The 11,610-nt window shown below is 65.7% G+C and carries 13 protein-coding genes; all 13 read right to left on the reverse strand.

The features are described from left to right. Positions 1-2,918, reverse strand: a 2,918-nt coding sequence (locus K2R93_19670; protein ID MBY0492070.1) for a hypothetical protein, incomplete at its 3' end; no start/stop codon positions are given. 215 nt (positions 2,919-3,133) lie between these two features. Continuing rightward, a complete protein-coding gene (locus K2R93_19675; GenBank protein ID MBY0492071.1) occupies positions 3,134-4,174 on the reverse strand; it encodes a sigma 54-interacting transcriptional regulator in 1,041 nt (346 codons plus the stop codon). Next, the gene (locus tag K2R93_19680; protein MBY0492072.1) at positions 4,171-5,751 is read right to left on the reverse strand and encodes a hypothetical protein; all 1,581 of its coding nucleotides are present in this window, start codon (positions 5,749-5,751) and stop codon (positions 4,171-4,173) included. Before K2R93_19680 ends, K2R93_19675 begins: the two co-directional genes overlap by 4 nt. After that, positions 5,751-6,248, reverse strand: a complete 498-nt coding sequence (locus tag K2R93_19685) for a hypothetical protein (GenBank protein ID MBY0492073.1) — start codon at positions 6,246-6,248, stop codon at positions 5,751-5,753. The genes K2R93_19680 and K2R93_19685 overlap by 1 nt, the downstream gene beginning before the upstream one ends. Then, the gene (locus K2R93_19690) at positions 6,245-6,850 is read right to left on the reverse strand and encodes a type II secretion system protein M (protein MBY0492074.1); all 606 of its coding nucleotides are present in this window, start codon (positions 6,848-6,850) and stop codon (positions 6,245-6,247) included. The genes K2R93_19685 and K2R93_19690 overlap by 4 nt, the downstream gene beginning before the upstream one ends. Beyond that, complete coding sequence (locus K2R93_19695) at positions 6,847-7,107, reverse strand: hypothetical protein (protein MBY0492075.1); 261 nt, start codon at positions 7,105-7,107, stop codon at positions 6,847-6,849. Before K2R93_19695 ends, K2R93_19690 begins: the two co-directional genes overlap by 4 nt. 111 nt (positions 7,108-7,218) lie before the next feature. After that, the gene (locus K2R93_19700; protein ID MBY0492076.1) at positions 7,219-7,938 is read right to left on the reverse strand and encodes a hypothetical protein; all 720 of its coding nucleotides are present in this window, start codon (positions 7,936-7,938) and stop codon (positions 7,219-7,221) included. Next, positions 7,929-8,693, reverse strand: a complete 765-nt coding sequence (locus K2R93_19705) for a general secretion pathway protein GspK (GenBank protein ID MBY0492077.1) — start codon at positions 8,691-8,693, stop codon at positions 7,929-7,931. Before K2R93_19705 ends, K2R93_19700 begins: the two co-directional genes overlap by 10 nt. A gap of 50 nt (positions 8,694-8,743) precedes the next feature. Then, the gene (locus tag K2R93_19710) at positions 8,744-9,286 is read right to left on the reverse strand and encodes a type II secretion system GspH family protein (protein ID MBY0492078.1); all 543 of its coding nucleotides are present in this window, start codon (positions 9,284-9,286) and stop codon (positions 8,744-8,746) included. Further along, on the reverse strand, positions 9,283-9,660 hold the full coding sequence (locus tag K2R93_19715; protein ID MBY0492079.1) for a hypothetical protein: 378 nt from the start codon (positions 9,658-9,660) through the stop codon (positions 9,283-9,285). Before K2R93_19715 ends, K2R93_19710 begins: the two co-directional genes overlap by 4 nt. Before the next feature lie 244 nt (positions 9,661-9,904). Next, a complete protein-coding gene (locus K2R93_19720; protein ID MBY0492080.1) occupies positions 9,905-10,933 on the reverse strand; it encodes a type II secretion system F family protein in 1,029 nt (342 codons plus the stop codon). Then, positions 10,930-11,430, reverse strand: a complete 501-nt coding sequence (gene gspG / locus K2R93_19725; protein MBY0492081.1) for a type II secretion system major pseudopilin GspG — start codon at positions 11,428-11,430, stop codon at positions 10,930-10,932. Before gspG ends, K2R93_19720 begins: the two co-directional genes overlap by 4 nt. Continuing rightward, a partial coding sequence (locus tag K2R93_19730; GenBank protein MBY0492082.1) for a hypothetical protein occupies positions 11,363-11,610 on the reverse strand: 248 nt, incomplete at its 5' end. The genes gspG and K2R93_19730, both read right to left, overlap by 68 nt.

Below are 11,610 nucleotides of genomic sequence, written 5' to 3' on the forward strand. Positions count from 1 at the left end.
GGCACGATCCGCCGCGTCAGCCGATTCGCGCCATCGTAGGTGGCATAAATGTTGTCCCCCCGCGGCGTGACCTCCTGAATGACGTTGCCCGCTTCATCGAAGGCCCACTGGCGCGCGCTCGCGCCAGGTTGCGTCTCGGAATACTTGCGATTCGCGTTGTCATACGCGTAGGTCGTCGTCAGCGAATCGATCGCGCCCCCAGCCGTCTTCCGGTAGAAGCGCTTGGTCGCGGTTACGCGACCGATATCATCGAACGCATGCGTGACCCACAGCGAGTCCGCCGGATGGCTGATGCTGTGGAGGTCCGTGACGCCGACGCCCTTGGTCATGCTGAAATTCACGCGCCCCATGACATCGTACCGCGTGTAGGCGCGCGAACCAGACGAGAGCAGGTTGGTGGAATCGCGCCCCGTGGCACTATCCACCGGCGTGATGCCGAGCGTATCGCGGCCGGCCCCGTCGCGAAACACCAGCGAGACGAAGCCGATGGCAGAGCGCGTGCGGGACAGATTGCCATTGCCATCGTAGTACAGGCTGTCCACGGCGCTGCTCGGGGGCCGCGAGACGGTCTTGACGGTGCCCGCGGTGAGCCCGCTCAGGTTGTAGGCATAGGTCACCCGCGTCGATGAACTCGAACCGGTCTGCTGCCAGTCGGTGTGTCCGTAGGTCGCGTCGTAGCTCGCGCTCGTGGCTTCACCGGTCGGCGCCGTGGTGGCGGTCACGGAACGCCACTTGCTGTCCCAGGTGTAGCGGGTCACCGAGGTGTCGGTGCCGGTGCGCAACCCGATCGTCCGCGTCGAATCTTCAAGGCCGCGGCTGTTGTAGAACGACTCGGTCAGCAGTCGCATCGGGTTCCGTACGGACTTCACCAACATCGGCCACGTGGCGTCGTACGTCAGTTGTGTTTCGGCGCCGAGCGGATCGCGAATGCGCGTGGGGGCACCGTACGCGTTGATCCACAGCTTGGAGACGTCGATCGTGCCCGACCGCGGGCCATCGACGAGTGTGTACACCGAGTCGACTTCGGCCCCGGCGCGAGACGCGCCCCGACCTTCGGCCGCGTACAGCGTCGTGGCCAGGTTGAGCTTCCCGGATCCGGAATCTTCCACCACATACCGCACTCGGCGCGTGGTGTCGTTGTAGGCGTAGGTGTTCCGGGTATTGCGCCGGTCGATGCGCGCCGAAATGCGGTTCGTGCCGCCCGTATACACGAACTGGGTTCGCTTGTTGTCCGGATCGACGATCGAGTCGACCTTGCTGCCGGTCCAAAGCAGTCGCACGCGCCGCGCGGTGCTTCCTGCGCTTGGCGCCACTACGCTATCGAGCTTGCTGCTCGTATACGACAGCGCGTACGTCGCCCCCATGTACCACGAGGTCGCGGCCCCGCTGCTGCCCGTATAGACCGCCGAGTCGACAACCGTACCGTACGCGCTCGTGGTGCTGGTGTAGAAGCCGGTCGACGTGGAGAAGTGCGTCGTGAACCGATCCTTCACGTGACGCCGATAGAGGTCGCCAGCGCTGCTGTTGTAGAACACCGTATCCGGCCGGTCGAGCGACTTGGCGACGAATCGCTTGATCCCGCCGCTCGTACCGATGCTCGTGAAGACGCGCGTACTGGCGTCCGCGCCGACCCACAGCAGCGTGTCCGTCGACGCGGGATTGCCAACCACCTGGTCGACGCCGGTCAGCCACCAGCCCGCGCCGTACGGACTGCCGGCCCGATTGACCACCGCGAGCTTACCGTACGCGTACTGACTGGAGCTCGACCCGCCGGTGAGCGAGCGGACTTCCACGGTATAGGGATAGAGCCCCGTCGAGGCGGTCCACCCATCAAGGACCCGCGTGTAGCGCTTGGCGCTTGAGCCGGAAGGCGCCGCCGCCGAGCGACAGTCGCTCATGGAGACGCTCGAGACGGTGAGACAAATGACCAGAGAATCCGGTGGTGAACTCCCGACTGAAACCTCGACGCTTACCGATGGCGCGGGCGCAGCAGTGCTGCTGCTATAGAGCAACGCGGGCGTGCGCGTCCGGTTCATGCGCGTGGTGCTAGGGAGCGCATGTACCAGTCGCAAGTCGCCGCACTCCGACGAGGCGGCGTCGCCAGCAGCGATCGTCACGCAGCTCCCGCGATCAAGATCGTCGGTCGCGCTCACGACGCTGATGCCGGCGCTGGGCGCCGCCGCCACCCGTACATCGGTCCACGACGAGTCCTTCGTGGTTCCATCGGCGCTCAGTGCGCGGAGCGTCACATAGGCCTGTGTGCCAGCGGTGCCGGAGGCGGTTCCCGTCACTGTGGCGGTCCCCGAGCTCCCCGCACTGATGTACAGCGTGCTGTCTGGTACGGTGCAGGTCCCGATTCCTGAGCCGGAGCACGTGGCACGGACCTTCACCGTGTCGGTCTTCTCGCCGGTATTTCGCACCTCATAGGTAAGTGATCCACTCACGCCCGGTCGTAACGTCGTCAGCTGCGTCGTCGGCACGACCTTGAGCTCCCGCACTGCCGCAGGCGCAAAGAGCATCACCTGATCGTCGTACAGGTAGTTGTTGAGCGGCGCGTAATAGTAGGCGTACACGCTCGATGGCACATCGACCGTTCCAGTGGCACGCTCCGCCACATCACACCCCGAGATCGTGACCGACGAGAACGAGAAGCTGCTCGTCGCATCGACGCCGTTCACCTTGATGACGGGCGTCCCGGGGCCGTTGAGTGACTCGAGGTAGCAGAAGTCAACGGTGACTTCCTTGGTCGCGCCAAACACCGTAATCGCGCCATTCGGCTTGACTTTGACCAAGGTGCCCGACTGTGCGTGCGCTGACGCCGCGCTCGTGATCATCGCGACCAGTAGTCCAATCAGCGACGTCCCAATGCACCACCACGACCGTCGTGCACCACTCACTCGATTCTTACGTGCCATCATTCACAGCCCTCGGGATAGGGGAAGACACCCGAACGCTTGGCACAAGGCGGGCCACTCCACCACGAGGCGTTAAGTCATGACGCCACAGCACATTAGCGAACTACGTGCAGGATCCGCTCGTCACGATGTCGCGCGACCCGGCGCGACTGTCGCGCGACAGCACGCGACACGTTGCCGTGCAATCCGCGGACGTTCCCCTTCGTGAGTCCGGCCTCTCAGGTGATGAATCGGGTCGGGTCAAGTCCGCCGCTGAACGTCGGCGCCGTCGCAGTCCGCGCCGGCCTCTCATCGAAGCGCGAGTGCCGGCCGAGTCGGTTGACATTCAAGCCCGCGGCATGCAGCCGCCGATAGAGCGTCGAGCGGTGGATCCCGATCGATGCCGCCGCGTTCGCGACATCGTATTCATGCCGCTCCAGCAACGAGACCAACGCGGAGGCCGCCGCACTATCGGCGTGCGTCTGCACGTCGGCGCGTACCTGCGCTGGACTCGCGGCGGATGGCCGCATGGGGAGCAAACAAGCGGCGACCAACTCGCGGCTGAGCACCGGCTCGTCAGCCAGCAGCGCGAGACGTTGCGCCAGCAAGCGAAGCTCGCGCACATTGCCGGGCCAATCGTACTGCTGCAGGTGAGCATGTGCAGCGCCCTCGAGTCGTAGGGGCCCGCCATGATACTCCCCCCAGAACGCGGCGAGCAGCTGCGGCACATCCTCCCGGCGTTCGCGCAGCGGCGGCACGGCGATTCGGGCTCCAGCCAATCGGTACCCCAAGTCCGTCCGGAAACTGCCCTCGGCCACGAGCTGTGCCAACGGGATATTGGTAGCGACGACCACACGGAATCGGCTGGTCACATCTTGCTTGGCGCCCACGGGTCGAAATTGTTGCATTTCGATGGCCCGGAGGAGCTTTCCCTGATTGGCCAGGCTCAGTGTGCCGATCTCATCGAAGAATGCCGTACCGTCGTGCGCCTCCTGCAGGAAGCCGCGGCTGCTGTCATGCGCTCCAGTGAAGGCCCCACGGGTGTGTCCGAAGAGCGTAGCTTCGAACATGGCCTCGGGAATCGCACAGACGTTGAACGGGACCAGGGGCCCGCGCCGTCTCGATACGTGATGGATGGCCCGCGCGACGAGTTCTTTGCCGACGCCGGTCTCTCCTTCGATCAGCACGGGAAGGTCGCCAGGACCGACGCGCTGCACCAGCGCGCGCACATCGTGCATGGCGCGGCTCTGGCCCAGCAATTCGTGCACGGCACCGTTCATCGGTCCTCCGGCGGAATGCGACTGCGCAGGGGAGACGTCACGGCGTCGGCGTCCGCGTCGTCCCGAATGATGCGGGGGGTCAAGAACACATAGAGCTCCGTATCGCTGGTCCGTCTCGTGGTCCGACCAAAGAGTCCTCCGACCCACGGGATGGACGAGAGCACCGGCACGCCGCTCTGGGACTGGTCCTGCTGGCGATCGGTCAGGCCACCCAAGGCAATCGTCTGCTTGTCGCGAATCAGCAGTTGCGTCTGCACGCTGCGTGTCGAAATTACGGGCGCATCGAATGCGGTTTCCGTCGTCGCGGCATTGATCTCTTGCGTCACCGCGAGCATGACGTACCCGTCCGCACTGATCGTGGGCCGTACAGATAAGCGCGTTCCCACATCCTTGTACTGGACGACTTGATCGCGAATCGGCGCGTCGGTCGGCAACGACCGCTGCACCTGAATGAAGGGACGCTGGCTGCCGACCAGAATCTCCGCCAACTCATTGTTGGCCGCGATGAGCACCGGCTGGCTGTGAATGCGTACCTCGCCTCGCGACGCGGCCGCCCTCAGGGTCGCGTTGATGTCGACCGTACCCGTCTGGAAGGTGAGCAGCCGCACGATGAGATCGGAGGCGGAGGCGCCTGACACCGTTCCGCCCAAGGTTCCCCCGGAGCGCCCGGGGAGTTCAGTCTGCGCCACGGCGACGTCCATCCCATAGATCAGATTCCGATCGCGCCGCACCTCGGCGATCAAGACTTCCACGAGGACCTGCAGGGGTCGAACATCGAGCTCCCGCACGGCCGCTTCGACCAACGCGAAATCTTGCCGCGTGGCTCGCACAAACAGCGCATTGCTCCGGGGGTCCGGGACAATGGTCAACTCCGCGGAGAGACTGGCCCCCCGCGCAAGGCTTCCGCCCGCGGACATCGGCGGCCCTGCACTGCTCGCAGCCACGGGCGGCAGCGAGGCGGGCGCGACGCCCGGCGGCGCGCCGCGATTCGGCGTCGCCAATGGGCGAATGCCCCCATCGTTGCCAATGCTCCGTGGCTCCGCCCCGAGTTCACCGAACGCGGATGCCCGTCCGTACAGGGCATTCACGCCGGCCGCCACGTCGGCAGCGCGGGCGTGCTTGAGGTGGATCACGAATAGCTCGATGCCTCCGCTCACGATTCCCTGCGGCGGACGCTCAGCGGCAGACGGTCCGGCAGCTCGTTGAAGCTCTCGAGTGCGCACCCGGTAGAGCCCCGCAGCAGAATCACTCTGCAGCTCGAGATTATTTGCCTCGAGCGTGCTGCGGAGCAGCGGAAGCAGCTGGGTGCGCGGGAGGGGGCGCGCCGACTCAATCGTAACGCGAACGGACGGGAGCGCACCAAAGGCGACCGGTCGGTCGAGCCAACGCGCCATCGCTTGAATGGCCGCGCGGATATCCGTATCCACAATGCGCACGGTGATCGAGTCGCCGCGCCCACGAATCAGCGAGTCGCCGTCCGCGGCTCTTCCGGCGCCGGGCGACTCGGGACGCGCAGGCGTGCCCCACACGAACGCGGCGCCGGCGAGCAGCGCGATTCGATACGGACGCTGATGCATTAGTTCCTCCAATCCGACGTGAACCGAAGCGTATCCACGCGATCCGCTCGTCGGATGCGTACCTCATTGGCGCGGACCGAGAGCACGCGCCCTCCGCCCACCGTATCGCCTTCAGCGACAACTCGCGACTCGGTGCGACCGGGTATGCCCGCAACAATCGCGAGCCAGGGCGGACCGCCAAGAACACCTCGCAGAGTCAGTGATCGGGGTGAGTCTGGTGTTGGAGCCGCCGCCTCAGGCGCGGGGGACGCAGTCTCTACGGGCGCCCCGAATACACTTGACGCGCCAAGCGAGTCGGCCTGGGACTCGAGCTGCGACGCCTCATCGATGTGGAGATCGAGCGCTCGCGTCGCGGCCTGCGTCCATCGGCGATCGGAAGCGACGGCCGAGTCAGATTCGCCGATGCGAAGTCGGTGCGCGCCGGCCCCCGTCAGCAGCAGCAGCACCGCGGCGAGCGACTGCCACACGACCGGTAGAGCTTGAATGCGGGCGTTCATAGGCCGGCCCTCGACGCGTAGCTTGTCGCCGCGCGCAATGCGAAAACCCTCGCCGAGACCCGCACGGTCCCTGGGTCGCCCGATCCCTCTCGATGTAGACTGAGCGAGCGGATTCGGAGGTGCGGAGCGTTCCCTTCGCACGCCAGTAACCACGAGCTGACGGCCTCCAAGCTCCCGCGCGCGTCGACCTGTACGCCGATCTCGGTAACGGGCACAGTATTCTTTACGCGGCGCGGATCAAGCGTCGATACCGCGAGGAGATCGAGGTTGTTCTCGAGCGCGGCGTCCGACACCCGCTGCACCAACGCCTCGCTGGCCTGCATGGATGTGCCGGGAATCCGCTCCCGATGTAGCGTCGCCGCGGCGCGCGCGGTTGCGCGACTGGCGCTGAGAACGCTCGAAGAGTCGCGCAGCAAGGCTCGTGCGCTCGCCACTTTGGCGCTTTGCCCCTCAGTGACGGCCGTCGCGGGAGCGACCAACCATTCGGCGGTGCCGAAGAGACGTACGACCATCAACACGACGAGCAGAGGCAGTCCACCACGAAGGGTACGGGAGCCGCGCCTGGGGTTCACTGTCGGGTCAACGGCGTTGGCATGAATCATCGTCTTCCCCCGTCGCGAACCGATGACACTCGGCGGCCGATAATCGTGGCGCGCTCGACCGAGGAGCCTGGCTCATGCGTGATGGCACCGGCAAACTGCGCATCACGCACCCATGCGAGCCCGCGTAGGCGCTCCGGAAGGTCAGTGGCGTGCTCGCCGGCAACGGAGAGGCGGAACGTTGAGTCGGTCAAATCCAGAGACTGAAGCTCTCCCACGTCGCCGAGCACCCGCGCCAGGTCATTGAGGGGTGGAAGCATTGGCCCACTCCCATAGAACGCGCGCGCCTGCCCCACCTCGGCCGCCTGCTCATCCACCTGCGCGGCCAGCCGCTGCAGCCTAGTGAGCGTCTCTGCTTCCCGACGCAACAATCATTCATCCGACAGACGCGCGATCCCCACGCTTCCGAGGTATCCGGCGACGACGCAGGCGGCGGCCAACGCCGAGCGCCTCGCCATGCTTATGGCGGGATGATCGGATTTGCCGATGGGCGACGGGGCTACGAAGAGTGGTGTCCCCTTGTCGTTCAATGTCACGACGGGAACGGAGAAGTCCAGGTCATTCGATCGGTCGACTTGGCCCTCGGGAGACCAAGTCGGCGGGCGCAGGGGAACAACGAGCGTGTTCGTGTAGCCACATGCCTGACCAAGTCGGCGCGCCATGTCCACGGCTTCGCCCCGAAAGCCCGCGATCCAGGTATCGCCGTTCGGCGCCCATGCAGCGTTCGCCGTCCGCGCCTGCTCTCCCAGTCCTATGAAGTAGCGTTCAGGTGCCTCGCGCACGCGCCGGCTCACCTCAGCGAGCGCGTCACCCGGCGTGATAGGAATGCGCTTCATCACGGCAAATGGTCGCCCCAGGCAGACGATCAAACGTCGTCGCGACGCTGGATCGGCGAATGTCCCCTTCACGATCGCTTGCGCGCGGGACAGCCACGCCTCGCCGTCATGGACCTCGATCGACAGCGACTGATCCAGCGCGTGTTCTTCCCAACCAGACGCTCGAAGGCAACGGAGGGCATTACCTTCGATCACCACCACATCAGCCTGCGAACGCCGTTGCGATCGCCACGCGTGGGTGAACATCAACCGCATGGGATCTCCTGCTCGGTCGCCTTCCGATGTTGCTCGACCGTGCGAACGAGTCGACGAGCGACGACTACATGGGCTCCGTCCCGAACCACACGGAACCGAACTGCCGCGCATAGCGCACCTACCGGTGCCGGAATTGCAAAGACAACCTCCCATCCGACCGGGAGCCGCTCTTGGTGACTCAGGGCGACGGTTCGCTGGGAGAGCACGGCAGACGTCCGCCCCGTCCACAACGGGGCATCATCGACTCCCACGTAGGCCGGGAGCAGTCGCCGGTACGGGGCGAACTCCGGAATGTCCAAGAGTTGCTCGAGCGAGGCGATGCGGCCGTCTGCCGGTCCCCACAGCCCAAGCGACTGGTATCCTGGACGCTCCCGCCCGCCGGGTCGAACATCGCCGTCCCGGTCACGCCAGTCCATGAGCAGGTCGTACAGGCGATCGGCGTCCGATCCAGCCATGTCGATCAGTGCGCTTCGCAGCGCCATCGTATCCGCTCCGTTCACGTCGACCTGGTCGCCGAGCGGTCGGATGGAATGCAGACACGGTGACGTCGTGACAGGGGGTATCGAATCAGCGAGCGTCGCCCAAACGGCATCCTGTTGGTCCGTGGTCGCAGCGGCGCCCAGCCGCGCCTGCGTGGCGCTGATCAACGCCGCCGCGCATCCTTCCGCCTGAAATTGCGCGCGCACCAGAAACTGTCGATTCGCAGACTGCGAGAGTGCGCTCGCCGCCAGCTGACGAGCCGCGACGGCAATCACCGACAAGCTCGTGAGCGCGACGAGTACCACCAGTAGCGCGGCGCCCCGTCTCATCGTGCGGTCTCTCGCATGCGAACCACGGTCGTCTCCGCCGCTGACACGATCGCGATACCTCGTGGATACCGTCGCGACTCGACCCATGATTCGATCCACCGCGGCGGCGAGATATCATCGTCGAGAAATCGGAAGGTTGGCGCCGGTCCGAGTAGGGGAAACTGATCGGACCGTCCACCCGCGGTCAGGGCGAGTGATGCACCGGCCGGCTGAACGAGTATGGCCGCCGCCACGAAGCAGGGTGACTCGGTGTCATCGGCACCTCGACACCACGACCAAAACGTGACCCGTCGAGGCGTCCCGTCGAATGGGCGCCCCGCTTCGGCCCGGATGGGATACGGGTCCGCCTGCCAGGCCAGTTCGCGCCACCGCCACCGGGCGAGCATGATCTGGCCATCGCGTTGAGTCACTCGGGCCAACTGCTCGCGCGACGTGGACACGGCGCTGACCATGGCGGTCGCGAGCAATGACACGGTCGCCGTCATGGCAACCGCGATGATCACCTCCAGAAGAGTAAAGCCGCTTCGCTTCCCACTCACGGCGCGCTCTCCGTGCGGAGGACGGCGCTCTGCAGCAACGTCCGTCGGCCAAGCGAGTCGGTCAGCGTCAGGGCGTACAGCGTCGGACTCGCGCGTTGAATCGTGAGCCGCCACGGGCCCTGGGTGCGCGAACCGAGCCGCATGTCCAGCTCTTCGCGCGACCACAGCATGGCGGCGTCCATCAGTGCTGCGGCGGCGACTAGCTCGCGCTCCGCGCGGGCCCCCTGATCCACGTTGCGCTCGGCATCGACCAGTGCGGTGACAAAGGAGAGGCCGACGAGTCCGATGAGCGCGAGGGCGACCATGGCTTCCAGCAGGACGATCCCGGGACGACGAGCCGCAGCAGCGCGGTTCGATGTGCGTCGCCTTACCATGGCATCGAGTCTCGAATCAGGAGTCCATCCGGATAGCAGCTCTCGCGATGTATGGTGCGTTCCGTCCGCCACTCGCGGCGCGCCATGCGCTTCGCGACCGCCGCCGTGGCGCAGAGTGTCTGAGCCGATTCGCCGCGGTCGAGGTGAGGATCGTTGTTCCGACGAAACGCCGGCGTACTGAGGAGTGCGAGCGCCGCCAGCAGGGTCAGTACGACCAGCAGCTCCAAGGTCGAGAATCCGATTCTCATACGCCCGCGGGTCGTACGGAGTACACGGTCTGCAGCAAGACCATGGCAACCGCTGCGACGAATACGGCGATCGCGACGACAAGCGCGGGTTCGATGATGCGCACCAGCGCGCGCGTGCGAGCACTGGCGTCGGTATAGGCGACATCGGCGACGTGGTGCAGCGCCGATGCGAACGCGCTGGAGGCTTCACCGACGCGCAGCAGTGCCTCGTACCCGGGAGCCACCACCACGCGAGCGGCGAGCGCGTGACTGATTCGGGCCCCGTTCAGCACATCCTCGCGGGCAGCGGCCGCTCGCCACTCCAGCTCTGGATTTCCGAGCGTGGGACTGGCAATGGCCATGGCGGTCGCGGCGGGTGTCTTGAGCTCGAGCAGCGCCGCAATGACCGTGCAGTATCGCGCCGTCGCCAGTCGATGCACGATCCCTCCGAGCCCCGGTATCGCCAGGAGACCCTTCGCCAATTGTCGCTGACGTTCGGGTGATGCGCGATACACGTAGAGTAGGCAGCCTATCGTAGCGGCCAGAAAAAGCAGCGCAGCAATCGAAACGTTGACGTGATCCATGCTCGACAGAAGGAGCGCCGCGACGAGTGGCAGGTCCTGTCCGAGACCGCTGAGGACCTCACGGAACCGCGGGAGCACGACAAAGACAATGAGCGCAACGCACGACACCGCCGCGACCAACAGCAGTATCGGATACGCGAGGCTCTGCTGAATCGCCTCCCGTTGCTGTTGCACCCGTTCGGCCTCTTGCGCCGCGCGCTCAAACGCGAGCGGGAGACCGATACCACGCTCACCGGCGCGCAGCAGCGCCAGCACGAATGTCGGGACATTCGGCGTCGACGCCGCGAGAGCATCCGAAACAGGAACGCCCTGTTCGGCAAGCTGCCGCATACGCGCAGCGACGGGGCGCCACGCGGGCGGAGCCAGTTCCGGGAAGACCTGTAGTACACGACCCGTAGGCATCCCCGAGCGACACAGCTGCGCGAGAAGCCGCAGTCCGCCCGCCAGTTCGCCGCTCGTCATGGCGGCACCGCTCCGCCCCACGACGTGATGTCGGCATCCTCCCCGTCGCCCCCGATACGACCATCCCGTCCGAGCGAATACAGGTCGAACGAGCCCGCTTCCACGTCACCGGGCGAGCGGTAGACGTACGGTCGGCCCCAGGGATCCGGGCGAATGTCCTTGGTGAGGTATGGCCCCTTCCAGGTCGATTGTTCATCGAGAGAGACAGGCCGAGCACGGAGGGCCTGCAAACCCTCGTCACTGGTGGGGAATCGATCGTTGTCGAGACGAAAGGCGTTGAGAGCGAGCGTAAAGGTCTCGATCTGCGAGCGCGCCGTGGTGGACTTCGCGTCGGACACGTTCCTGAAGATCGAGGGAGCGATGAACGACGCGAGAATCGCGATGATCGCGATGACCACGAGGAGCTCCAGTAGCGTAAAGCCGCTGCGCTCACTGTGCGATGACACGCTGCACCTCGTCGGGCGTGGTGAGTCCGGCACGCACCTTGGCGATGCCATCCTCACGCAGGGTTTGGCGCGTGTCGGCACGGCTGAGCGAGCGGAGTTCCGCGCGCGATGCACCGTTCGCAATTGCGTCACGTAAGGACTCGGAAGGCACAAGCTGTTGATGGCGACTGAATATTCGACACTCCTGGCAAGCGAAAACGCGACAGGTCTGCCGGGGTGAGGGGCGGCTCC

The organism is Gemmatimonadaceae bacterium, from assembly GCA_019752115.1.
Taxonomy (GTDB): domain Bacteria; phylum Gemmatimonadota; class Gemmatimonadetes; order Gemmatimonadales; family Gemmatimonadaceae; genus Gemmatimonas.

Coding starts and splice junctions, on each gene's coding strand:
- K2R93_19675 (MBY0492071.1), bottom strand. CDS start 4,174: ATGAACGGTGCCGTGCACGAATTGCTGGGCCAGAGCCGCGCCATGCAC.
- K2R93_19680 (MBY0492072.1), bottom strand. CDS start 5,751: ATGCATCAGCGTCCGTATCGAATCGCGCTGCTCGCCGGCGCCGCGTTC.
- K2R93_19685 (MBY0492073.1), bottom strand. CDS start 6,248: ATGAACGCCCGCATTCAAGCTCTACCGGTCGTGTGGCAGTCGCTCGCC.
- K2R93_19690 (MBY0492074.1), bottom strand. CDS start 6,850: ATGATTCATGCCAACGCCGTTGACCCGACAGTGAACCCCAGGCGCGGC.
- K2R93_19695 (MBY0492075.1), bottom strand. CDS start 7,107: ATGCTTCCACCCCTCAATGACCTGGCGCGGGTGCTCGGCGACGTGGGA.
- K2R93_19700 (MBY0492076.1), bottom strand. CDS start 7,938: ATGCGGTTGATGTTCACCCACGCGTGGCGATCGCAACGGCGTTCGCAG.
- K2R93_19715 (MBY0492079.1), bottom strand. CDS start 9,660: ATGGTAAGGCGACGCACATCGAACCGCGCTGCTGCGGCTCGTCGTCCC.
- K2R93_19720 (MBY0492080.1), bottom strand. CDS start 10,933: ATGACGAGCGGCGAACTGGCGGGCGGACTGCGGCTTCTCGCGCAGCTG.
- gspG (MBY0492081.1), bottom strand. CDS start 11,430: ATGGCATCGCCAAGGTGCGTGCCGGACTCACCACGCCCGACGAGGTGC.